20 protein-coding genes are annotated in these 24,602 nt (G+C 61.4%); 12 read left to right on the plus strand and 8 right to left on the minus strand.

The features are described 5' to 3' along the window. Positions 1-109 precede the first annotated feature (109 nt). From soxA to P2081_RS08960, 6 genes are all read right to left on the minus strand, one after another. Positions 110-961, minus strand: coding sequence for a sulfur oxidation c-type cytochrome SoxA (gene soxA, locus P2081_RS08935; protein WP_278922526.1), 852 nt, complete (start codon positions 959-961; stop codon positions 110-112). Positions 962-1,036: 75 nt separating this feature from the next. Then, a complete protein-coding gene (gene soxZ / locus P2081_RS08940) occupies positions 1,037-1,366 on the minus strand; it encodes a thiosulfate oxidation carrier complex protein SoxZ (RefSeq protein WP_278922527.1) in 330 nt (109 codons plus the stop codon). 67 nt (positions 1,367-1,433) lie between these two features. Further along, the gene (gene soxY, locus P2081_RS08945; RefSeq protein ID WP_278922528.1) at positions 1,434-1,856 is read right to left on the minus strand and encodes a thiosulfate oxidation carrier protein SoxY; all 423 of its coding nucleotides are present in this window, start codon (positions 1,854-1,856) and stop codon (positions 1,434-1,436) included. Positions 1,857-1,907: 51 nt separating this feature from the next. After that, on the minus strand, positions 1,908-2,384 hold the full coding sequence (soxX, locus tag P2081_RS08950) for a sulfur oxidation c-type cytochrome SoxX (RefSeq protein WP_278922529.1): 477 nt from the start codon (positions 2,382-2,384) through the stop codon (positions 1,908-1,910). Positions 2,385-2,510: 126 nt separating this feature from the next. Further along, positions 2,511-3,104 carry a thioredoxin family protein gene (locus P2081_RS08955; RefSeq protein ID WP_278922530.1) on the minus strand — a complete coding sequence of 198 codons (594 nt, stop codon included), beginning with the start codon at positions 3,102-3,104 and terminating at the stop codon, positions 2,511-2,513. A gap of 35 nt (positions 3,105-3,139) precedes the next feature. Next, entirely contained in the window at positions 3,140-3,877 is a 738-nt protein-coding gene (locus P2081_RS08960; protein ID WP_278922531.1) for a cytochrome c biogenesis CcdA family protein, read from the minus strand. Between the two features lie 117 nt (positions 3,878-3,994). Here P2081_RS08960 and P2081_RS08965 point away from each other — a divergent pair, with 117 nt between their 5' ends. The 11 genes from P2081_RS08965 (at position 3,995) to P2081_RS09015 (ending at position 19,813) form a co-directional block, all read left to right on the plus strand. Beyond that, on the plus strand, positions 3,995-4,474 hold the full coding sequence (locus tag P2081_RS08965) for a thioredoxin domain-containing protein (RefSeq protein WP_278922532.1): 480 nt from the start codon (positions 3,995-3,997) through the stop codon (positions 4,472-4,474). 79 nt (positions 4,475-4,553) lie between these two features. Then, on the plus strand, positions 4,554-4,895 hold the full coding sequence (locus tag P2081_RS08970) for an ArsR/SmtB family transcription factor (protein ID WP_278922533.1): 342 nt from the start codon (positions 4,554-4,556) through the stop codon (positions 4,893-4,895). 119 nt (positions 4,896-5,014) lie between these two features. Next, entirely contained in the window at positions 5,015-6,073 is a 1,059-nt protein-coding gene (locus tag P2081_RS08975) for a YeeE/YedE family protein (RefSeq protein ID WP_278922534.1), read from the plus strand. A gap of 51 nt (positions 6,074-6,124) precedes the next feature. Next, on the plus strand, positions 6,125-8,206 hold the full coding sequence (locus tag P2081_RS08980; protein WP_278922535.1) for a PhoX family protein: 2,082 nt from the start codon (positions 6,125-6,127) through the stop codon (positions 8,204-8,206). A gap of 162 nt (positions 8,207-8,368) precedes the next feature. Beyond that, the gene (locus tag P2081_RS08985) at positions 8,369-9,988 is read left to right on the plus strand and encodes a thiamine pyrophosphate-binding protein (RefSeq protein WP_278922536.1); all 1,620 of its coding nucleotides are present in this window, start codon (positions 8,369-8,371) and stop codon (positions 9,986-9,988) included. After that, positions 9,975-11,198, plus strand: a complete 1,224-nt coding sequence (locus tag P2081_RS08990) for a CaiB/BaiF CoA transferase family protein (protein ID WP_438826529.1) — start codon at positions 9,975-9,977, stop codon at positions 11,196-11,198. The genes P2081_RS08985 and P2081_RS08990 overlap by 14 nt, the downstream gene beginning before the upstream one ends. 298 nt (positions 11,199-11,496) lie before the next feature. Beyond that, on the plus strand, positions 11,497-12,939 hold the full coding sequence (locus tag P2081_RS08995; protein WP_278922538.1) for a tetratricopeptide repeat protein: 1,443 nt from the start codon (positions 11,497-11,499) through the stop codon (positions 12,937-12,939). A 66-nt stretch (positions 12,940-13,005) separates the two neighbouring features. Continuing rightward, a complete protein-coding gene (locus P2081_RS09000) occupies positions 13,006-14,295 on the plus strand; it encodes an OpgC family protein (RefSeq protein WP_278922539.1) in 1,290 nt (429 codons plus the stop codon). Then, complete coding sequence (locus tag P2081_RS09005; protein ID WP_278922540.1) at positions 14,292-15,845, plus strand: OpgD/OpgG family glucan biosynthesis protein; 1,554 nt, start codon at positions 14,292-14,294, stop codon at positions 15,843-15,845. Before P2081_RS09000 ends, P2081_RS09005 begins: the two co-directional genes overlap by 4 nt. Then, positions 15,842-17,803, plus strand: coding sequence for a glucans biosynthesis glucosyltransferase MdoH (gene mdoH / locus P2081_RS09010; RefSeq protein WP_278922541.1), 1,962 nt, complete (start codon positions 15,842-15,844; stop codon positions 17,801-17,803). Before P2081_RS09005 ends, mdoH begins: the two co-directional genes overlap by 4 nt. A gap of 204 nt (positions 17,804-18,007) precedes the next feature. Further along, positions 18,008-19,813, plus strand: a complete 1,806-nt coding sequence (locus P2081_RS09015; RefSeq protein ID WP_278922542.1) for an ATP-binding protein — start codon at positions 18,008-18,010, stop codon at positions 19,811-19,813. Between the two features lie 8 nt (positions 19,814-19,821). Here the strand turns inward: P2081_RS09015 and P2081_RS09020 are convergent, their stop codons facing one another. Then, positions 19,822-20,766 (minus strand): CE1 family esterase, encoded by a 945-nt coding sequence (locus P2081_RS09020; RefSeq protein WP_278922543.1) that lies wholly within the window; start codon positions 20,764-20,766, stop codon positions 19,822-19,824. Beyond that, positions 20,754-21,275: a rhodanese-like domain-containing protein gene (locus P2081_RS09025; RefSeq protein ID WP_278922544.1), complete on the minus strand. Its 522-nt coding sequence runs from the start codon at positions 21,273-21,275 to the stop codon at positions 20,754-20,756. Before P2081_RS09025 ends, P2081_RS09020 begins: the two co-directional genes overlap by 13 nt. Before the next feature lie 396 nt (positions 21,276-21,671). On the opposite strand from P2081_RS09025, the gene P2081_RS09030 reads away from it, so the two are divergent. Next, positions 21,672-24,602 (plus strand): monovalent cation/H+ antiporter subunit A, encoded by a 2,931-nt coding sequence (locus P2081_RS09030; protein WP_278922545.1) that lies wholly within the window; start codon positions 21,672-21,674, stop codon positions 24,600-24,602.

Consider the following 24,602-nt stretch of genomic DNA (forward strand, 5'->3'; position numbering starts at 1 on the left):
TCTATCATCCTGTGCAACCATAAGCGGCAAATATGATTCATATTCGCATTTATGAATTAGATAAGAGCGAAACACCCCACGCCAGAACAGACGCGGGGTGCAGATGTGTTTAGTTGCGGACCGAAGGCCCCTCGACCGAGAGGCCATTGCCGCGGGACGCGACATAGAGCTCCAGCGCCACAAACTCTGACGAGCCGGGCTTGTAGGTCTCGGCGCGGGTGTCGCGCACGCAGCCCTTGAAGCGGGCCTGCACGTTGTTGAGCTTGGCATTTTTCAGACGATAGGTCGGAAAGCCGTTGATGTGGCCCTGGCTCAGGTGATCCGCGCGGATCATCTTGCCATAACTGTCTTCGTGACAATTGGCACAGGACAGCTCCAGCTGGCCAGTGCGGGTGTAATACAACTCTTTGCCCTCTTCCCAGGCGGACTGGGCCGGGCCGTCGATGGCCACATTGACCGGCATGCCGCGCGACTGCACCGAGATCAGCGCCTCCATCGCGGTCATGTCACCGCCGGTGTATTTCCATGCCTTGGCGCCCATCTGGTTTTCGCGGCAGTCATTGACCTGCATCGCAAGGGTACGCACTTCGCCAGCGGCCTCGTTCCACCTGGGATAGACCGCGCGCACGCCTGCCATGCTCTCTTCCACATCATCGTGGCAAGAGGCGCAGGATTTGCCCTCGGATCCCTCAACGGTGTTCCAGGCGTCGTAGGCCTTATCGACAAACACCATGGCAGGGTTTTCAAAATCGTCCATCTGCAGGGCCTGGGTTTCATCAGAACGGAAGTGCCAGCCGGACATGATCTCGTCCAGCACATCCGCCACATGGGCGGGGGGCGCGGTTTTAGTCACCAGCGTCTCTTCTTCGTTGAGCACCAGCGTATCGTCGTCCGCATCCGCATAGGCAGAAAGCGGCAGGCTCAGTGCGACAGCGATGGCGGTAAGCGCCTTATAGTTCATTCCTTGTCCTCCCTTGGGTATCCACCCGGGCCACAAATGCAGCCAGGGTGCCGTGCCTTTGAGATCCGGAAGGGATCAGGCGATAGCGACCGATTTGGATGCCTCATAAACAGAGCCATCGTCATCATACCAGGTAAATGCAAAGTCGCCAGCTTCTGGCACAATGGCCTCGAACTGGAAATAGGGGTTGGTCGAAACCGCAGGTTCAATCGCGACATCCAAGACCAGCTGGCCGTTGAATTCACAGGTAAACCGGTTGATGATCGAGCGCGGAATGACGTTGCCCTCTTTATCCTTGCGCTGACCGCTTTCCATCTGGTGGCTGATCAGGGTCTTGATGGTGATTGCCTCACCAGCACTTGCCGTCTTGGGGACTTTGACGCGGGGTTTTACACCGGATGCCATGTCTTAAACTCCTTCGTATTCAAGGCCGTCTCAGCGGCCCTCTTCGGGGTGGTGCGGGGCGTATTGCTTAGCCGCCACAGCCCCCGATTGTCACTTTCACAGCGGCGCTCGCCTTGGCAAAGCTACCATCGGCCAGTTTGGCAATGGCAACCACATCCTGGGTGCCGGCCAGACGGATCCGGGTGGCGGCAGCCTGGCTGGCAGCCAGCGGTCCAAAGGTAAAGGTCGCAACGCCAGGTGTTGGGTTGCCAGTTGCCAAAACCATGATCGCGGTGGCCCCGGGGGCGCTGACCTCGATTGGCACGGTATTGCCGTTTTCAGCAATTTCCGGCGCGGTCAGCTCGATCCCGGCATCTGCCATATCGGCACCACCGGTAAAGGCGGCGATCCGCTCGTCTACGCTACTGCTGGCACTGGCCCGCAGCGGCAGCACTGTCATCACAGCAGCACCCAAGGCCAGGCCCAGGGTCTCACGGCGTGAGAACTCCATCATATGTCTCCTTTGACGTTCCGCAAAGCGGCAGGGTACGCAGCCCTGGCTTTACTCTTCTTTCAGCGTTGCGATGAAGGCAACGACATCTTCGATCTGCTGTGCAGACAGGATCGGCGTCAGCGCCTCTGTCGGGGCTTTGCCAGTATAGGCATCGCCTGGGCGAATAAAGCCTTCGACCTTGTAAAAGGCCGGCATCATTGTGCCGTCAAAGGTCATCTTGGCATTGGTCATCAGCCCGCGCAGCTCTGCTTCGCTCCAGCGATCGCCTGCGCCATCCAGCGAGGGGCCGATCTCACCATGAAACGGCACCTCCGCCAAGGCAGTGATCTGATGGCAGGCGATGCAGTTGCCCTGCGATTTTGTGCCCGCGATCACGGCACCATTTGCCGCATCCCCTGCTGTGCCAGTCAAGGAGGTCGCAACCGCCCCGTATTCGTCAAACTGCACATCCTTTGGCGCGACCTCTGCCGCGAGGGCTGCACTCCCGATCAGGCACGCGGCCAGTGTAAGAGATAGTCTCTTCATGGTTCCTCCCGTTGGCTGCCACCCGCATGGTGCGCGGGCTTAGCTGTCGTCTATCGTAGGGCACCGCCCTCTGAAAACGCAACAACAAATTCAATATTGTGAATTATTATATTTGTTCGCCTGCTTTCAGTCGGTTGACCCGTTGTCGCGTTCCGAAACGCGCCGCGCGTGATAGCGCTGAAAATCCTCTCCGTTGTCAAGGAGATATCGCTTTTCTCTCACCCAGGTAAACATGTCCAGCGTGGTGCCGACACCAAAGGCGCCCGGCATGATCGCCACTGCGGCCTTGGGCGCGCTCTCCCCTGCCGTGACCTCTTCCGGCAGGAACAGAATCGTCGGGGTAAACAGCACGCCCCATTTGCGCGCCATGTCCTTTTCCGCCAGGGTTTCGCCGTCAAAATCCGTGACCTCAATATCGCCATGCAGATTCAGCTGCACGACAAAATAGTTGTCAGCGATATAGCCTCCCACTTCGGGGCGCGGAAAGACTTCTTCATGCATCTTGGTGCAGTAGATGCAGCCGCGCTGTTCAAAGAACAGCACCAGACGCTTACCCTCGGCATTTGCCTCTTCCAGATCCTCGCGCAGATCCTTGAAGGTCTCGCGCATCCAGGGCGTCTTGTGCAGCCCGTCATCGCCCAGTTCTGCTGCGCGGGTCTCCATTGCCAGCACAGGCACAGCCAGCGCCAGAGCGGCAAGGTTCAATATCCAGTGCTTCATCGTTTCCTCCCAGATTATCCAGTTGATGTATCGCCTTATCCAATCGAGGCAAAGCCCGGCATCCAGCGGATCATCAGATCGGCGATCCAGCGCACGCCTCCGGTGACGATCAGAATGGCGAACAGGATCAGCATGGCGCCCATGATCTTTTCGACCCAGTGAAAGGCCGCCCGGTGACGCGCCACCCAGGCCAAAAACGGCTTGGCAAACAGCGCCGCCACCACAAAGGGGGCGGTCATCGCCGCACCGTAGACCAGCAGCAATGCGCCGCCGCGCCAGATATCGCCCAGACCCGAGGCCACCATCAGAATCGAGGCCAGCGCAGGCCCGACGCAGGGCGTCCAGCCAAAGCCAAACGCCAGCCCCATCAGATAGGCCCCCGCCAGGCTCGACGGGTCAGCTGTGCTTTCCACCCTGGCCTCGCGGTACAGCAGGGGAATGCGTATAACCCCAAGAAAGTGCAGGCCAAACACCACCAAAAGCGCCGCCGCCCCATAGGATAGGATTTCCATGTAGCGGCCAAACAGCTGCCCCAGCGCGGTGGCCCCCATGCCCATCAGCATAAACACAGATGTGACCCCGGCCGCGAAACAAACCGCCGCCGACACCATGCGCCGCTGCGCCCCCGGTGCAATTTCGCCGTCGCTGCGCAGCTCTGCCATCGACAGCCCCCCCAGATAGGACAGGTAAAACGGCACCATCGGCAGGATACAGGGGGTGAAAAAGCTGAGCAATCCGGCAAACGCCGCCCCCAGATACGAAATTTCCAGCATCACGGCTCTATGATCCTTCCTGTGCCCCGGTGTACCACCGCAAGGCTTGTACTATTCACATATTCAAATTACGTTGTATAAAGCCGCAAACGGCGGTTGCCGTCAACGGTAGAGGTAATGATCATTTCACGTCTGTTCTTTGCTCCGCTCGTCCTGTTTCGGCGCGCCTTGTCGCTGGTACCTGCGCTGCTGACGGTGGCCATAATCGGGCCCGTTATGGCAGCCCTGCCTGCTGCCGCTGCGGCCTCTGATAGGCCAGCGCAGACCGACACGCCAAGCCGACAGCTGGTTATGGTAGAACAGCGCGGATGTGAATGGTGCAAGCGCTGGAATGCAGAGATCGCGCCAATCTATCCCAAAACCCGCGAAGGGCGCTTTGCGCCGCTGCGCCGAGAGGATCTGCATGCGCTGCCGGATGATCTTGTCCTGGCCCGGCGCGTCACTTTTACCCCCACCTTTTTGCTAATAGAAGATAGCCATGAACTGGCCCGCCTCGAAGGCTATCCGGGGGAAGATTTTTTCTGGCCTCTCATCGCAGAGTTGATGCGCAGACATCTGGGCTTTACCCCAGAGGCAGAAGCCGCCGCCAAGAGTTAGGACAGGTCGAAACCAACCCGTGCAAAACCAAATTGGGAGTTGCGGCGCCCGCTGCGCCGCCACCACAGGAGACAGGACAATGGAACTACCGCAATTCTCGGCTGATATGGCACCGGAAGAGCTGGACAATATGGTCGATAACGCCACCCAGGCCTCGAATTTCCTGAAGGCCATCAGCCATGAGGGCCGGTTGATGATCCTGTGCCATCTGGTCACCGGCGAAAAATCCGTGACCGAACTGGAAGAGCTGCTGGCCGCCCGCCAGGCTGCCGTGTCGCAACAGCTGTCACGGCTGCGCCTCGAAGGTTTGGTGGTGCCCCGCCGCGAGGGCAAAGCGATCTACTACCGGCTGGCAGATGACCGCCCACGCCGCATTCTCGAAGTGGTCTATGAAATGTTCTGCACCGACGGCAAGGGCTGACCACAGAGAGACAACCGCAGGCCTATTGGGGCGAATCATCTGGCCCCGCCCAGGGGAAATACCAGCGCAGACCGCGCCCTCGGGCGACCACTTGAGCAACCACACGGGAGAGAGCACCAATGTTTGATCTGTTCAGCGATCACCAGCTGGTTGCAGCTGTGGGCCTGTTTGGCGGCATATTGCTGGGGCTGGCCGCGCGACTGGGACGGTTTTGCACCCTGGGTGCAATCGAAGACCTGCTCTATGGTGGTTCCTCCCTGCGGATGCGCATGTGGGGGCTGGCCATTGGCACCGCCATCATTGGCAGCTTTACTTTGATCGGGCTCGGCCTGCTTGACGAAGCGCAGTCTTTTTACCTCTCGATCCGCTGGATGCCGCTCGCCTCTATCACGGGGGGGCTGATGTTTGGCTATGGCATGGCGCTTAGCGGTAACTGTGGCTACGGTGCCATCGCCCGGCTGGGAGGCGGCGATCTGCGCAGTTTTGTCATTGTTCTGGTCATGGGCGTGGCCACCTATGTTGTGCTGGCCGGGCCTCTGGCGCCGCTGCGCAATGCCCTGTTTCACCAACAAGACGTGACCCAGGAACTGCCCCCAGGCCTCGCCCACCATCTGGCTGGGATTACCCGGCTTCCTCTGGCGGGCATTGGGATTGGCATCGGCGCGCTGGTAGTCATTGCCAGCCTCTGTCAGGCCGAGTTCCGCCAGGATCGCACCAGCCTGTTCTGGTCCATTGTTGTGGGGCTTGCGGTGGTCTCGGGCTGGGCGGGCACCGCCTATGTCAACCGGATGGGCTTTGCCGCGCTGCCGGTGGTGTCTCATTCCTTTTCTGCCCCCCTTGGCGAAACCATCCTGTGGAGCATGACCGGCAGTCTGCGCCCCCTTTCCTTTGCGGTAGGATCCATCGCCGGGGTCTGGGTTGGCGCCTTTATCGGCTCACTGATCAAGGGGCATTTCCGCTGGGAAGCCTGCGAGGATCCGCGAGAGCTGCGCCGCCAGATCCTTGGCGCCGCCATCATGGGGGCCGGAGCCGTCATCGCCATGGGCTGCACCGTCGGCCAGGGGCTTAGCGCGTTTTCCCTGTTGTCGCTGTCGGCACCCGTGACATTCTTGGCGATCTTTGCCGGGGCCGGGCTGGGGCTGCGCCAGTTGATCACCGGTTTTCGCATTGCGCCCTAGCCGCAGGTGCTGTTGACTTTGCCGCAGCAAACCAGAAAGGCGCGACAGCAGATGACAGGCCCAGACCCCACCGGCAACAAGGCCGAAGCCTTTGAGGCCGAGGATGACCTGCCGCGCAACCCCAATCTGACGCAAACCCTGGGGCACGTGATTGCCGCCCGACATGCGCAAGCAGCCTCACAGCCCACCCGCCGTGGGCTGCTGCAGGGGCTGCTGGGGGTGTCGGTCATTCAAGGCCTGCTCGGCAGCTCTGCCTTGGCGCAGACAGCGGCAATCCGGCCCGCCGCCGCGCGACAGCCCTCCCGCTTTGCCTTTGACGAACTGCCCTGGGGCAATGACGCGCATCACCATGTGCCCGCAGGCTATCGGGCCGATATCCTGCTGCGGTGGGGCGATCCGATCACCGCTGGTGCGCCAGACTTTGACGTCACCAACCAGAGCGCCAAAGCGCAGCTGCAACAGTTTGGCTATAACAATGACTACATCGGCTTTACCCCGCTGAATGCCGAGGCCAGCCGCGGCCTGCTCTGCGTCAATCACGAATACACCAACGAAGAGATGATGTTTCCCGGCCTGGGCCGCCAGGATCGGGCCGGGTTTTCCGGCATGACCCGCGATCTGGTCGAAATCGAGATGGCCGCCCATGGAGGCACGGTGGTCGAAATTTCCCGGCGCCACGATGGCTCAGGCGGCTGGCAGGTGCAGCGCGACAGTCCGCTGAACCGCCGCATCACCCCTCTGGATACCGCGATGACCCTGGATGGCCCGGCCGTCGGCCATCCCCGCCTGCAAACCCCCGAAGACCCAAGTGGCAGATCGGTGATTGGCACCCTGAACAATTGCGCCGGGGGGATGACCCCCTGGGGCACATGGTTGATGGCAGAAGAGAACTTTCACGGCTATTTCTGCAGCGACCGACGGGATGCAACCGGCGCGCCCGATCTGTCCGACCAGCCCGAGGCGCGACAGATGGCACGCTACGGTATTCCTGGCGGCTGGTATGCCTGGGGTCAGTATTTCGACCGCTTCAACATCGACAAATCCCCCAATGAAGCCAACCGCTTTGGCTGGGTGGTCGAGGTCGACCCGCGCGATCCACTGTCCACCCCGGTCAAACACACCGCTCTGGGCCGGTTCAGCCATGAAGGCGCAGAAACCTGCCTGTCCGCAGAGGGCCATCTGGTGATCTACATGGGCGATGATGCCCGGTTTGAATATCTGTATAAATATGTCTCGCACGATACCCTGTCCGACCCGATATCGCAGGATCCCGCCGCCCATCGCCACCTGTTGCAAGATGGCACGCTATATGTCGCTCGATTTGACGCCGATGCCAGCCTGACCTGGTTACCGCTGACCCATGGAACCGGGCCGCTGACGGCGCAGAACGGTTTTGCCAGCCAGGCAGATGTGCTGATCGACGCCCGTCTGGCGGCGGATGCGCTGGGGGCAACGCCGATGGATCGCCCCGAAGATGCCCAGCCCCGTGGCGACGGGGTGGCCTATGTGATGTTGACCAACAACAGCCGCCGCAACGCCGATCAGGTCGATGCGGCAAACCCAAGAGCCAAGTCCCGCTTTGGCCATATTATCGAGATCACGGAACAGGCCGGTGATCACGCCGCCACGCGTGGCACCTGGGAGATCCTGGTGCAATGTGGCGACCCAAAGATTGCCGAAGTTGGCGCCCTCTGGCACCCTACAATAAGCGACAGTGGCTGGTTTGCCGCGCCTGACAATTGCACCTTTGACGCCGAAGGACGGCTCTGGGTGGCCACAGATCAGGGTGGACGCTGGTCCAAAACGGGTAAATCAGACGGGCTTTATGCATTGGAAACCGAAGGCGATAGGCGCGGAGAGGCGCGACTGTTCTTTCGCTGCCCGGTGGGGGCGGAACTCTGCGGTCCCTGTTTTACCCCAGGTGGCGACAGCCTGTTTCTGGCGGTGCAGCACCCCGGCACCGATGGCACCAAGGCATTGAAAGGGTTTGAGCGGGCCTCTACCTTTGACGACCCAGCCACCCGCTGGCCCGACTTTGATCCGCAGATGCCGCCGCGCCCTTCGGTGGTCGTCATCACCAAACTCGGCGGCGGCAAGATCGCCAGTTCGCCAGACGCAGCCACCACACAATGACCACGGAGCTGTCACGCGCGGCTGTCGCAGGATTTGTCACGCGCCTGTCACACGGTCTGTCACACGGTCTGTCACAGGCGCGTGAAGGGGCTTGCACCGGGCCGCACATCCGGCAATCTCTGGCCAACAAGATCTGACCATCAGCAACAGTGGGATACCAAGATGACAGAAACCCTTCGCGCCGCCGATGTTCTGGCACGGCGTCTTTATGCGGCGGGCTGCCGTCATGCCTTTGGAATGCCCGGTGGCGAAGTGCTGACGCTGGTGGACGCGCTGGTAAAGGCTGGTATCCAGTTTCATCTGGCAAAACATGAAAATGCCGCCGGCTTTATCGGCGAGGGCCTGCATCATGCAGATGGCGCCCCGGTCATTCTGGTGGCGACACTGGGACCCGGCGCGCTGAATGGGGTCAATGTGGTCGCCAATGCGCATCAGGACCGGGTGCCGATGCTGGTGCTGACCGGCTGTGTCGATGCCAGCGAGGCGCAGAGCTATACCCATCAGGTGCTGGATCATCCTGCGGTCTTTGCCCCCATCACCAAGGCAAGCTTCCGGCTGGAGGCAGAGGTCGCAGATATCATTGCCGACAAGGCCGTCTCGCTCGCCTGTGCGCCACGCAATGGGCCGGTGCATATTGATGTGCCAATCTCGGTCGCGGATCAGCCCGCACGGGATCGCGGGGTGCGTCAAGCCCCCCCTGCCCCGACCCAGCCCGCGCCCGCCGCCCTGTCCCAGGCCCGCAGCTGGCTGGCGCAGGCGCAGCGCCCGGTGGCGATCATTGGTCTGGATGCCCTGCAGGAAAACGCCGGTCCCGAAATCCGCGCCTTTCTAGAGCACCACCAGATCCCCTTTGTCACCAGCTACAAGGCCAAAGGCATCCTGCCCGAGACCCATGCCCTGTGCCTGGGCGCCGCAGGGCTGTCGCCCTTGGCCGATACCCACCTGTTGCCGCTGATCCAGCGCGCGGATCTGATCCTGGGGCTGGGCTATGACCCGATTGAAATGCGCCCCGGCTGGCGCAATATCTGGGACCCCGCCGCCCAGCGCGTGATCGACATCACCCCGGAAGCCAACAGTCACTACATGCACCAGGCCAGCCTGGCATTTGTTGCCGCTTTGAAACCCACACTGGCGGCCCTGACGCAGGACAGCACGCCAACCTCTGGCATCACATGGCCCTGCGCCAGCCCGACAGAAGTCAAAACTGCCCTGGCAGAGGCCTTTCCCAGCCACGACGACTGGGGCCCTGCCGCAGTGATCGCGCAATGCCGCGACAGCCTGCCTGAAAATACGCTTGCCACTGCCGATAGCGGGGCGCATCGCATCCTGCTTAGCCAGATGTGGCAGTGCAACGCCCCACGCGCGCTGATCCAGTCTTCCGGGCTGTGCACCATGGGCTGTGCCGTGCCCATGGCGATTGGCCGTAAACTGGCTGACCCCGACCGCCCGGTTGTCAGCTTTTCGGGGGATGCCGGGTTTCTGATGGTGGCCGGGGATCTGGCCACCGCCACCGAACTGGGGCTTGCGCCGATCTTTGTCGTCTTTGCCGATGCCAGCCTGGCACTGATCGACCTCAAACAACGCCAACGCCAGCTTCCCAATGCCGGGGTTGATCTGGCCAGGCACGATTTTGCAGCCATTGGCCGCGCCTTTGGCGGCAACGGAGTAACGGTGCGTAATCGCGATGCATTGGACAAAGCGCTACAACAGGCCTTGGCCTCGGACCGCTTCACTGTCATTTCTGCCGAAATCGAACCCGGAGGATATGATGGACGCATCTAACCCACAGCCAGACGCACCCCGCAGCCCGCTCAGCCATGGCGCCCTCAAAGGCGTAAAAGTGCTGGATCTGTCGCGCATTCTGGCCGGCCCTACCTGCACCCAGTTGCTTGGCGATCTTGGCGCCACTGTAATCAAGGTCGAGAACCCCAAGACCGGCGGTGATGACACCCGCCAGTGGGGCCCGCCCTATGTGATCGATGCGGCTGGCGAACAGTCTGATCTGTCAGCCTATTTCATGGCCGCCAACCGCAACAAGCGCTCTGTCGCAGTAGATATCACCACGGCAGAGGGCCAGGCGGTGATCCACCGGCTTGCAGCGCAAGCAGATATCCTGGTCGAAAACTTCAAACCCGGCGGGCTGGCCAAGTATGGACTGGATTATGCCAGCATCACCAAAGACCTGCCGGGGCTGATCTATTGCTCTATCTCAGGCTATGGCCAGACCGGCCCCAACAGCCACAAACCCGGCTATGACCTGATGGCGCAGGGCTATGGTGGCCTGATGTCCCTGACCGGCGATCCCGACGGCCAGCCGGTGAAAGCAGGCGTTGGCATCGCCGATGTAATGTGCGGCATGTATGCGACCATTGGTATTCTGGCCGCATTGCATCACCGCGACACCACCGGCGAAGGCCAGCAGATCGACCTCGCGCTGGTTGATGCGCAGATCGCCTGGCTGATCAACGAGGGCGTTGGCTATCTCAATACCGGCAGCCTGCCGCAGCGGCGTGGCAACGAACACCCCAGTATCGTCCCCTACGGGCTTTATGAAACATCGGATGCGCATGTGATCCTGGCGGTGGGCAATGACAGCCAGTTTCGCCGCTTTATGGAATTCCTCGGCCTGGAAGGTCTGGCAGAGGATCCCCGCTTTGCCACCAACCCTGCCAGGCTGCAGCACCGCGGCGCACTGAATGATATTCTGATCCCGGCGCTCAAGCGGTTTTCCATGGATGCGGTCATCGCCGGCATGGAGGCCCGCAAGGTGCCCGCAGGCCCGGTACAGACCCTGGATCGTGTCTTTGCTTCAGATCAGGTGGCGGCCCGCGATATGGCGATTGAAATGCAATCGGGGGCCGGGCCGGTACAGCTGCTGGGCAATCCGCTGAATTTCTCGCGCACTCCGGTAACCTATCGCCATGCACCGCCCCAGTGTGGCGAAGCCAGCGCCGACCTGCTTGACGCGCCAGATCCCTTTGCCAAGGCCTGAGAACACGCCCCCGTCCCTGCCGCCCCTGTGCAGGTCCTGACAGCGGTTGGACAGGCAGCAAAATGTTACAAAAGCCCGCAAGCCTCCGCCTTACCAGCGGGGGCTTGCTCATCTTGAAGCGATCTAGCGTCAAACGGCCTGAAAAACCGCCTATTCTTGCGGGAGAATTCCACCATAGGCCAAGATTTGCACACGCTTAATCACCAAAGCGAGAGCAGCGTCGCTTGGACCTGTCTGCTGGTTTAACCTCTGCATACCCCAGTGCGGTTTGCGCACCCCGGCAGAGAATGGACCCCCAATGACGCAAGATATCTTCGGACAGGAAACCAGCCTAAGCTGCGCGATCAGCCAGCAACACTGGGACGCGGTGCAAATGGGGGTTCTGGCGCATTCGGCCAGCACGGCCGATCACCTTGGCGCGCTGCTCAACACGGCACCGGATTTTGCCCTGGCCCAGGCGATCAAGGGCATTTCGCTGCTGATGCTGGGCCGCAGAGAATTGCTGCCCATGGCGCAGGACGCACTACAGGCCGCGCAACTGGGCTATGACGCGGCCCTGCCGCGGGAACGCAAATATATTGAGGCCCTCGCCGCTTGGCTGGATGGCCAGCCCTCTCGCGCGATAGAGCGGATGGAACAGGTGCTGGCAGTGGATCCCTGCGACAGCCTGGCGATGAAGCTCAGCCATGGGATCCGTTTTATTCTGGGCGATGCCAAGGGCATGCGGGCTTCGGTCGAACGGGTGCTGCCCGCCTATGCGCCCGATCACGCAGGTCGCGGCTATCTCTTGGGCTGCCATGCCTTTGCGCTTGAGGAAACCGGCGCCTATGAGCGCGCCGGGATCACCGGGCGTCAGGCACTATGGCTGGCCCCGGATGATGCCTGGGGGCTGCATGCGGTGGCCCATGTGCATGATATGACAGGGGATGCCTCTGCCGGGCTGCGCTGGCTGAACGGTCGCGAACAGGCCTGGGCCCATTGCAACAATTTCCGCTACCATGTTTGGTGGCACAAGGCATTGATGCATCTTGATCTGGGGCAGACCGACCAGGCGCTGGCACTTTATGATACCGAGGTGCGCAAAGATAAAACCGATGACTACCGCGATATTTCCAATGCCACCTCGCTGTTGATGCGGCTGGAGCTGGAAGGCGTCGCTGTTGGCAACCGCTGGCAAGAGCTCTCGGAACTTTGCGCCAGCCGCACCGAAGACGGCAGTCTGATCTTTGCCGATCTGCACTATCTGATGGCCCTGGCAGGCCCCGACCACAAGACGGAATCCCGCCGCCTGATCCTGCGTATCCACGCCGATGCCCGGCAGCGCGACACAGAGGCCCAGCAGCGGATGGCCACTCCAGGCTGTGGCGCAGCACTGGGGCTAGAAGCCTTTGGCGAGGGCAACTATACACAGGCCTTTGCGCATCTGTCCGGCGTACGCGCCAGCCTGCATCTGGCCGGGGGCAGCCATGCCCAGCGCGATGTGTTTGAGCGTATGACCATCGACGCGGGCCTGCGCTGCGGCGCCTTTGATACGGTAGAGCACATCCTGAACGATCGGCGTGCAAAACGCGGCGGGAACGACGACAACTATGCCCTGGCCCGGCGCGCCCTGATTGCTGCCGCGCGCAGTGACACAGAGCACGGCGCGGAAACACAACCAGAGGCTGAATTCGGCGGGAAGATGCCACCCGTTCGGCAGGAAGACGCCATCCCTGTCGCCCCGACACTCCGTGCCCGCTGAATAGCCCTTTTCAAGATGCGAAAAGAACCTCACACACGCGCTTGAAAATCAACAAGGAATAACCCAATGGCGGAGATTTCGCCTTTTCCCTCCTCCCCGAAAAATGCAGGGGCAGAAAACGCGGCACCAGCAGCCAACCAGGCTGCATCCCCGGCAATCTCTTCTGCTTCCGCAGCCCTTCGCACGCGCGACCCCAGGCTGGATTTTTATCGCGGCATCGCCATGTTCATCATCCTGGCAGCCCATATTCCGGGCAACCGCTGGACCGGATGGATCCCGGCGCGGTTTGGCTTTTCCGATGCAACAGAGATCTTTGTCTTCTGCTCTGGCATGGCCTCGGCCATTGCCTTTGGCGGTTCCTACGCGCGAAAGGGCTGGGCCCTGGGCAGCGCCCGCGTGCTGTTCCGCTGCTGGCAGGTGTTCTGGGCCCATATCGGGTTGTTCTTCTTTGTCGCCATGACCATGGCAGCGCTGGACACCTATGGCAGCTTTGACAAAAGCTATATCAACAGTCTGAACCTGCAGCATTTCTTTGACGATCCCGCACAGCAGCTGGTTGGTCTGTTCACCCTGACCTATGTGCCGAACTACTTTGACATTCTGCCAATGTATCTGGGCGTGCTGGCCCTGCTGCCATTGATGATGGGGCTGGCGCGCGGTCAGCTTTGGCTGGTTGCGCTGTGTTCTGTGCTGCTCTGGCTGGCGGCAAATCCCTATCTGATCGGTCTGGGGCCGGATGGGCTGTCCTTCCCGGCAGAGCCATGGTCCCAACGCGAGTGGTTCTTCAACCCACTTGGCTGGCAGCTTTTGTTTTTCACTGGCTTTGCCTTCATGAAGGGCTGGCTGCCGCCCCCACCGGCCTCGGCGCTGCTTGGAGGTGTCGCCGCGGCCTTCTTGATCCTGTCAGCGCCGCTTGGCTCCTGGAAGGTATTCTTGTGGCTGGATGCCGCCAATGGTGATCTGGCTGACGCCATCCGCCCCTGGTGGGCCGCAAGCGCGCAGTGGCGCGAAAAGACCGATTTTGGCCTGCTGCGCTATGCACATTTCCTCGCCCTGGCCTATCTGGGCTGGCTTCTGGCAGGAGAAGGCGGCAAGCGCCTTATTGCCTCGGGCCACAGCCTGGGGGCGCGGCTCTGGGCAGGGCTGCTCGGCATCATCAGCAAGGTCGGCCAGCAAAGCCTTGCGGTTTTTGTGTTTTCCATGGCGCTGGCCCGGCTGATCGGCTTTGCTCTGGATCAGACAGATCGCGGCATCCTGATCACCGCGCTGGCCAATCTTGCGGGCTTTGCCCTGATCATTGCCTGCGCCTATGGCGCCGGATGGTTCAAATCCCACCCCTGGAGAGCCAAGCGATGACCCCATTCACCCGTCGCAGCTTTCTGGGGGCCGCCCTCAGCAGCACCCTGCTTTCGCCCCTGCCAACAGCGGCCCAAGCGGCACACGACCCGATGCCCTTTCACCGTGATCAGCTGGTAGCGCGCGCGCGCAACTTGGCCCAGCAGCCCTATCGCCCGCGCCCCGAGGTGCCGCAGGACTGGCAGGATCTCACCTATGATCAATACAAGGCCCACCGGTTCCGCACCAAGCGGGCGATCTGGGCGAATACAGCGCGCAGCTACAATGTCGATCTGTTCCTGCCGGGTCTATATTTCCGCCAGGCCGTGCAGATCAATACGGTCGAAGAAGGCCTGGCGCGCCGGGTCGGCTTTGACATGGATCTGTTTGACCGCGGAGAAATCGCGCCGCCGCTCAGCCAGGCAGAGACCCTGGGCTATAGCGGCCTGCGACTGCGCACCACGCTGGATCAGCCCGACAAGAAAAGCGAATTCTGCGTCTTTCAAGGGGCCAGCTATTTCCGCGCCATCGGGATCGGCCAGACCTATGGCCTATCGGCGCGGGGATTGGCGCTGAAAACCGCAGACGCCATGGGCGAAGAATTCCCCGATTTTGTGGAATTCTGGCTGGAAGCCCCAGCGCCCGGGCAGCCCCATATGGTGGTGCATGCGCTGATGGATTCCCCATCCGTGACCGGGGCGTATCACTTTCGCATCACCCCCGGCACCACCACGATCATGGATGTCGAGGCCCAGCTCTTTGCCCGCGCCGACCTGCCGCATATGGGGCTGGCGCCGCTGACCTCTATGTTTTTGTTCGATCGCACCAATCGCCACCGGTTTGATGATTTCCGCCCCAATGTGCACGACAGTGACGGGCTGTTGATCCACAACGGCAACGCAGAGACCCTCTGGCGACCGCTGGCCAACCCCACCCATTTGCAGGTTTCCTCTTTCGTGGATTCCGATCCACGCGGTTTTGGCCTGATGCAACGCAGCCGCCACCTGCAGGATTTTGAGGATCTCGAAGCCAACTACCACCGCCGCCCCGGTCTTTGGGTGGAACCCAAGGGTCGTTGGGGCAAGGGGGCGGTCACCCTGGTGGAAATCCCGGCTGACAAGGAAATCTACGACAATATCGTCGCCTATTGGCGTCCAGACGCCCCGGTCAAAGCCGGGCAAGAGCTGGCGCTGGCCTATCGGCTTTTCTGGGGGGAAGAACCCGACACCCCCATGCCAAACACCAAGACAGCCGCGCCTATCCCCCCCCTGGCACGCGTTATCGACACGGCAGCGGGCGCCCGCATATTTGGCGATCCCGGACGGTTGATGACGGTGGATTTTGCAGCCCACCCGCTGTTGGCGGGCGACCCGGAAGAGATAGAGGTGCATCTGTCCTCGCCCGATGTGGAAACCACCCCCGGCGTGTTGCAGCGCAACCCAGGCACTGGCGGGCTGCGCCTTGCCTTCAGCTTTACGCCCAATGCGAAAAATCATGTCGAACTGCGGCTGCAGTTGCGTCGCAACGGGCAAGCCGCCAGTGAAATCTGGCTCTATCGGTGGACCGCATGACCCAGTTGTCTGATCCAACCATGTCGCTGCCTGCGGCCCCTCTCGCAGACCATCTGGCCACAGGGTGCGCAGAGGGCGCGCAAGACACGAGGGGCACAGACCTGATGCCCCCCGTGATGCCAATGGAGATGCCCGAGCAGGATTTCACCGCGCCATTTCAGGACCGGCAGGCGCCGCAGGGCGCGCCGCGCCCCCAAGTGGCTCTCTGGCGCATTCTGGCCTTTTCGCCCGCCATGCTGGCCACGGCAGCGCTGACCTGGGTGATGCAGGGCTGGTTTGCCATCGGCGGCTTTATGGGGCTTGAACTGCTGCTGCTGGCGCTGATTGCCTTTAATTTCTTCTGGATCTGTTTTTCGGTCTCAACCGTGATCCTGGGGCTGTATTCGCTGTCGCAACGTGACCACAGCCGCCCCACCGGCCAGGTGACACCAATGCAGGTGGCGCTTTTGGTGCCCGTCTACAACGAAAGCCCCTGGTATGTGCTGGGCAATGTACGGGCAATGCTGGAAGAGCTGAGCCGCGTCGACGGAGCCCATAGCTATGCCATGTTCATCCTGTCAGATACCCGCGATGAGGAATTGGCCGCCCAGGAACGGCTGAGCGTTGAGGCCTTGCGTGCCGACCTGCCACCTGGGACGGCACTGTACTATCGCCGCCGGGCCCGCAATACCGGGCGCAAGGTCGGCAATATCAGCAACTGGCTGCGGCACTGGGGCGCGGGATATGAGGCCATGCTGGTGCTGGACGCCGACAGCCTTATGACCGGCCGCGCCATTGCCCGGCTGACCGATGCGCTGTCACGCGATCCATGCGCCGGGCTGATCCAGAGTTTTCCGCAGCTGATCGGCGCCCAGTCCATTTTTGGCCGGATGCAGCAATTTGCCAATGGCGTTTATGGGCTTGCCCTGGCCGAAGGGCTGGCCCGCTGGACCGGGCATGAAGGCAACTATTGGGGCCACAACGCCATTCTGCGCACCCGCGCCTTTGCCGCCTGTGCCGGCCTGCCCAAGCTGCGTTCGCGGCTTAGCGGGCGTGAACACCTGATCATGAGCCATGATTTTGTCGAGGCAGGCCTGTTGCGCCGGGCCGGCTGGCGGGTGCGGTTCTTGCCACGCCTGGGGGGATCTTATGAGGAAACGCCCGCCACCCTGGTCGACCACATCCTGCGAGATCGCCGCTGGTGCCAGGGCAATCTGCAACACCTGAACCTGCTGGGCGCGCGTGGCTTTTTCGCCATGTCGCGGTTTCACCTGCTGCACGGGGCCATTGGCTATCTGATGGCGCCAATCTGGTTTGCGCTCTTGGTGATCTGGGCGCTGATCGGTCTGGGCGAAGACCGCTCGGTGATCCACTATTTCAGCATCACAAATCCTTCGCGCCCCTCTTGGCCCGATATGTCAGAACCCCGCCACGTTCTGGTGATTTTGCTGATCTATGCCATGTTGCTGGCCCCCAAACTGCTGGCGGTGCTGGCACTGGCAATGACCGGTCGTCGGCTTGATCAGTACGGCGGCCCGGCGCGCTTTGCGCTTTCGACCCTCTGCGAGATCCTGTTGGCGGTGCTTTATGCCCCTATTCTGATGGTACAGCAGATGATTGCGGTGCTGCGCACCACCTTTGGCATTCAGCGGGGCTGGTCAGCCCAGGCGCGCGAAGGCGGGCACTATGGGCTGCGTCATCTGCTGATCTGCCACGCGCTTGAAACCCTAAGCGGATTTGCACTCTCTGGCGGTATCCTGGCCGGGTTTGTATCGCTATGGCTGCTGCCAATTGCGCTGTCACTGGTGCTGGCGGTGCCCTTGTCGGCGCTCTCTGGCTGGCGTGCGGGGACCTCACGGCGCGGATGGATGGCGACCCCTGTGGTCTATGCCGAACCGCAGATCACCCGCGCCGCCGACCGCTATCGCCGCAGCTTCAAGCGCTATCTCGATATGCAACGCCAGCACCCCGCAGAATAGCCCCTCCCGTACACGCCATAAACTAGAAAAAGCGATAATCTTGCAACCCTGATGCGCTTCACCTAACCTCGTGCAAAGCATCGGCCACGTAGCCATTTCCCGGAGGATCGTCCACTGAGCCCCCATCTGAGCTTGGATCTTATTCCCTTTATAGCGGGGCTAAGCATCATCGGCGCCCTCCTCTTTGCGTCAAGGCGCCTGTCCATGCAACACGCTGGACTGCGGGTTGTGATCATTGGCGGGGTCTTGATGACGCTTTCTGCGCTGGTACCGATCCTGCAAGGTATCTGGCGGGCGACACCACAGCCACAGCCGCCAGATCACCCGATTGCCATGCTCCTTGCCCTGGGGTTCATGGGGCTTGGCGCCATTCTGGTCTTTCAAGGAATGTGGACCTGGCTATCGGCACTGGATAGCCTTTCTGCGCGCATTGACGAACATCAGCACCGCGCGCAAGAAGGCCACCTGAAAGAACGCCGCCTACTGACCATGATGCAGCACGCCCCCGAAAGCATCGTTGTACTCGATGCAGAGGCCAACTGCCTGGTCGAGGTAAACCCAGCTGCCGAGACACTGTTTCAGTATTCCAGCGATCAGTTGGTCGGCGAAAAAACCCTCTGGCAGCTGAGCCCGCCACTGCAGCCCTGTGGCACCCCCTCCAAGGACTTGATGGAAAGATACCTGAAACAGGCCATCAATGGCACATACCCGGTATTTGAATGGCTGCATCTCAACGCCAAGGGAGAGCCGCTGGACTGCGAGGTTACCCTGGCCCAATTGCCCTCTGCAGATCAGATGCTGATCCGCGGCACCATTGTCGACATATCCAAGCGCCGCGCCGAGGCACAGGAACGCGAAAACCTTCTGCTGCAATTGGCGGCCTCACACAAACTAGAATCCGTAGGCCAGCTGACCGGCGGAATTGCCCATGATTTCAACAATTTGCTTGCCGTTATTGTGGGAAACCTAGAGCTGTTGCGCGAAAATATCACAGAGGTTGATCAAATTTCATTGATCGACGCCGGCATCGACGCTGCGCTGCACGGTGCTGATCTGACCAAGAACATGCTCGCCTTTGCCCGCAAATCGCCGCTGGCCCCCGCAGAGCTGGATCTGAACAAGATCATTCGCAGCACGAAAAACTGGGCCGGTCGTACCCTGCCTGCCTCTGTCGCGATGGAAACCTCCTTGCTGGCTGGTCTCTGGCAGGTCAAGGCGGACCCCAGCTCGACAGAAAGCGCCCTGCTCAACCTTTTGCTGAACGCCCATGACGCAATGCCCGATGGTGGCCGGGTGACCATTGAAACCGCCAATGTCAGGATCGACGAGGATTACATCAGTTCCCGCCAAGAGGACCTGTCGCCCGGCCGCTACGTGATGCTGGCGGTCAGCGATACCGGAACGGGCATTCCGCAAGAGCTTCTCGATACCGTCTTTGACCCCTTTTTCACCACGAAATCGCCAGGCAAAGGCACCGGGCTGGGCCTGTCCATGGTTATGGGCTTTATGCACCAATCCGGCGGCACGGTGCGGGTCTATTCAGAACCCGGCGTCGGCACCACTTTCAAGCTGTATTTCAAAGCGCTTGGCAGCGACAACGAAGGGAGCCAAGAAACCATGCCCCACACCGCCCCCATCCCGACAGGAGAAACGCGCGTTCTGGTTGCCGAAGATCAGGAACAGGTTCTGGACATCATCGTCGCCACCCTGACCAAGGCGGGCTACGATGTCATCGCTGCCAAGTCGGGCGACGATGCCTATGCCCTATTCGAGGCCAACAACGATATCGACGTCTTGCTGACGGATATCGTGATGCCCGGCTCGCGGCACGGCCCGGCACTGGCCCGTGATCTGCGGCAACTGCGACCGGATCTGCCGGTGGTGTTCATGTCTGGCTATGCCAGCGAAGCCACGGTGCATGGCAATGGCTTGCGCCCCGAGGATATTCGCTTGATGAAACCCGTACGCAGATCGCAGCTTCTGGAGGCGATCAAAAAGGCCACGAGCTAGGCGGCGCGTCAGTCTGTCCTGCCCAAGGCCTGCTGGGGTTTGGCCGGATCAATCCGCCCTGCCTCAAACCAGTCCAGCAGCCAGCCGGCCCAGGCGGCAGGCACCTGGTGGCCTTCGGGGAACAGGACGAATTCGATGTCTGCGCCGGGGGCACAGTCCCAGCGGCGGCGCAGCACCGCGCCCTCGCGCGAGCGCTGCGCTGGGGCCTGCTCCTGGCAGCCATTGGTCTGACGCCACAGCGCAAGCCCGGCAAAAATATCGCCTTGCTGAAACCGGCCACCCCCCAGAAACCGCCCCTCCAGCGGCACCACGGCGTCGGTCCAGCCATGGCTGTGAAACAGCCGTACAGGCCCGGCGCAGTGGTCCGGCTGTGGGCGCCAAAAACCGCCCGCGACCGGCGCATAGGCGGCAAAGGCATCGGGGCTGTCGCAGGCCAGATAGGACACCATGAAGCCCCCGGCGGAAAATCCGGCCAGCACCATCGCCTGGCGGTCCAGATCAAAGCGATCGGCCGCATCCTGGGCCACCTGCTGCAAAAACCCCACCTCGTCGCGGCCCTGCCAACCCGGAAAAAATGTCCAAGAGCGGGGGCGGCCCACGCCGCGCGACAGTGCATCCGGCGCGATCACCGCATAGCCGCGCGCCGTCAGCGCCCCGACCAGTGTTTGATTGCGCAGCGCCCCTGCGCCAGATCCGCCATAGCCATGCAAGAACATCACCGCAGGTCTGCGCGGCGCCGCACCAGCACGCACAGGCGACGGTGGCGCAGCGACGCCAGTCCGCGGCAGGACAACATGGTAACTGCCCTGTGCGATCTGGCAGGCTTCGGTGCCCGCTGTCCCGCAGCCTGCCTGGGCCGCAGCGGGCCAGGCAAACACGGCTGGCACCAGCGCCAGCGCCAGTTTTGCAATCAACCGCCCAAGCTGGCGATTTTTGCACCCTAATCCTGCCATGGCACCACCGGCAGCTGCGCAGCAATCCAGCCGGGGCCATCGGCGGATCCCAACATGCCCTGCGGCACGTCGATCACGCCCGGAAACCCTGCCGCTGCCAGGTCCAGCGTCATGCGGGCAGAACGCACGCCACGGGCGCAGATCAGCGCAACGGGGGCGGCGCGATCCCCGGCCAGAGCCTGATCCAGCGCCGCGACAAAGTCGACACGGCGCATATCGATTGGCACCGCGCCGACTGCCACCCCTGTTTGGTGCCATTCCTCCGGGCTGCGAATATCCACCAGGGTGATCTGGCCTGCCTGCGCTGCGGCGTGCGCCTCGGCAGGGGACAGGCGCGGCTGATCATGGGCGACAGGCTGCAACCGCCACCGCCAGATCCCACCACCTGCCGCAGCCCCCCCCAAGAGCGCCCCTGCGCCCACAACACCCCGCAACACCCGGCGCCGCGATGGCGGGCTGGACGGTGCCGGTTCCTGTGGTCGGCTGTCATTTGCGTTTTGATCGCGCATATCACCCCGGTGCAATCTGAAGAAAACCCATGACGAAACCCCGCCGCGTCTCGCGCTGAATTTTACGGCTTATATCAGCTTTGCCCAGCGCGATCAGCCCTGGCATGGCCTTGGGCTGTTCACCTTCGCGTCACTGGCGGCACACTGGCCGGGTTCACCCACGACACCGTCGCAGAACCCCAGCAGCGACTGCGCAGTGGGACGAGCCACAAAATCTTGCACCCTATGCAAAAAAAATTCCAAGGAGAGTAAAAATCCGCCACGGGCCTGCCTACATGCGATCCACAAAAGCTACAAAACCTCACTCTTGAAACACTTACAGGGTCGTGGGGCTGGAACAGTTGCGAAAAATTGCTTAGGCGTTTGATAACCTAAGCCCAGCCAGGAGAACTGCTCGTGTCCCTGTTTTTGATTGCGGCCCTGCCGTTTCTTGGGGCGGTCTTCCCCGCCTTGTTGATCCGTGCCGGGCGCAATGCTTCGGCCTCGGCTGCGGGTCTGACTACTTTTCTCGCCTTTGCCGGGCTGTTGCTACATGCGCCAGCCATTTTTCGCGGCGAGGTCATTCAGGTGGGCGTCGACTGGCTGCCAGCACTGGGACTGAATGCCAATTTCTTTCTTGATGGCCTTGGCTTTCTCTTTGCCAGCATGATTCTGGGCATTGGTCTTTTGATCATTCTCTATGCGCGGTTCTATCTCTCGCGCGAAGACCCGATGGGCCAGTTCTACACCTATCTCTTGCTGTTCCAGGGGGCGATGGTCGGCATTACCCTGTCCGACAACATTCTTCTGTTGCTGGTGTTCTGGGAACTCACCTCGCTGTCCTCCTTTTTGCTGATCGGCTATTGGAAGCATCTGCCAGAGGGACGCCAAGGCGCGCGCATGGCGCTGGCGGTGACCGGGTCTGGCGGGCTGGCGATGATTGGTGGCATGATGATCCTTGGCAATATCACCGGGTCATATGACTTGAGTGTGATCTTGCAAAACAAGGAGCTGATCCAGGCCTCTCCGATGTATCTGCCCGCCCTGGTGCTGATCCTGCTGGGCTGTTTCACCAAATCGGCGCAGTTTCCCTTTCACTTCTGGCTGCCGCACGCAATGGCAGCGCCAACCCCAGTTTCTGCCTATCTGCATTCGGCAACCATGGTGAAAGCGGGAATTTTCCTGATGGCGCGGCTCTGGCCGGTGCTGGCGGGCACACCCGAATGGTTCTATATCGTCGCCACCACCGGTCTGGTGACCATGTTGCTGGGCGCTGTGATTGCCCTATTCAAGGATGATCTGAAGGCGCTGCTGGCCTTTTCAACCGTGTCCCATCTGGGGCTGATCACCATGCTGTTGGGCTTTGGCACCAAGATCGCTGCGGTAACGGCGGTGTTTCACATCATCAATCATGCCACCTTCAAGGCGGCGCTGTTCATGTCGGCAGGCATTGTCGACCACGAGACCCATACCCGCGACATCAAACGACTTGGGGGCTTGCGCCATCTGATGCCGGTCACCGCTACCGTCGCCATAGTGGCCGCCCTGTCCATGGCCGGGATCCCGCCCTTCAACGGCTTCCTGTCCAAGGAAATGATGCTGGAAGAAACCGTTCACACCCATTGGGGCAGCTCTGCCTATCTGGTTCCGGGTCTGGCGCTGGTGGCGGCGCTGTTCTCGGCAGCCTATTCCTTTCGCTTTATTGGCCATGTCTTTCTGGGCCAGCCGCGCAATGACTACCCTGCCCAGCCGCATGATCCGGGGTTTGGCATGTGGGCCGGGCCCGCACTGCTGATGACCCTGGTGGTGCTGATCGGGCTGTTTTCGGCCACATTGGTCGGCCCGCTTGTGGCGATTGCTGCGGGCGCGGTGATTGGCGGCGCCGAACTGCCCTATTATTCGCTGAAACTCTGGCATGGGCTGACGCCTGCGCTCTATATGTCATTGGCCGCGAGCATTGGCGGGCTGGTGCTATTGCTGCTGCATCGCCCGCTGATGGCGGCCTGGAACGCCGCGTCGCGCCCCGAGGCAAAACAGATCTTTGACCGCCTGATGCGCGGCTTGACCAAGCTGTCGCAACTTATCACCGATGGGCTGCACAATGGGGCGATCACCCGCTATGCCTTTGTGATGATGCTGTTTATCATCGCGCTAAGCTATTACGCCTATTCCAGTGGCACGATCACTGCGCCGACGCGCCTGGCGCAAGCAGAGGGCCCGATTGCCCTGATCGCCTGGTTCTGCCTGATTGTCGCCACCCTTGCCGTGGTTGCCAAACACCGACAGCGGCAGCTTTCACTGGTGCTGATCGGGGTGGTGGGGCTGGTTGTATCGCTGGGGTTCAACTATCTGTCAGCGCCCGATCTTGCCCTGACCCAGCTGTCGGTTGAGGTCGTGACAATGATCCTGCTGCTCTTGGCGCTGAACTTCATGCCCAAGGATAGCCCCATTGAATCGCCGCTTTGGGTGCGGCTGCGCGATGGTGGGATTGCGGTGATTGCCGGGCTGGGTGCGGCGACGCTGATCTATATGTTGATGCTGCGGGACTTTGCGATGCCGAGCATCTCTGAATTCCACCTGGCCAATTCCTACAAAGGCGGCGGCGGCACCAATGTGGTGAATGTCATTCTGGTAGATTTCCGTGGCTATGACACCTTCGGCGAGATCATCGTTCTCGGCATTGCTGCGCTGGTGATCTATGCCCTGACCGAAGCCGTGCTGGGCTCGCGGGTGCGCGCCTATCTGCTCAATCGTAAACCCGACATGCCGCAGGCCGGTGATGCCCATCCAATGATGATGGTTGTTGCCACACGGGTGATGATGCCGCTGGCCCTGATGGTGGCGGCCTATATCTTCTTCCGCGGCCACAACTTGCCGGGCGGCGGCTTTATCGCCGGGCTGATCACGGCCATTGCCCTGCTGATGCAGTATATGGCCTCCGGCTTTAGCTGGGCCTCGGAACGACAGCGGATGTTCTACCATGGCACCATCGGGTCGGGGGTGCTGATTGCGGCGGCCACCGGGCTTGGTTCCTGGTTTGGCGGTGTGCCCTTCCTGACCAGTGCCTTTGGCTATATCCACTGGCCCCCGCTGGAGGAATTTGAATGGGCCACTGCCGCCTTGTTTGACTTGGGCGTTTTTCTTGCGGTGGTTGGCGCAGTCCTCCTGGCGCTGGAGAGCCTGGCACGCTTTGCCTGGCAACCGGGGATTTCGTCTGAACACGCGATGGATATCAACCCCGCCCGTGACGATCTGGAACAGGCTCAGATGCAGGCGCAGACTCCGGGGCAGCACCCTGGCCTGCATCCACCCGGCCCGCATGATCAAAGCATAAAAGGCGAGGTGTAA

The organism is Pseudophaeobacter profundi (genome assembly GCF_029697505.1).
Classification (GTDB): Bacteria; Pseudomonadota; Alphaproteobacteria; order Rhodobacterales; family Rhodobacteraceae; genus Pseudophaeobacter; species Pseudophaeobacter profundi.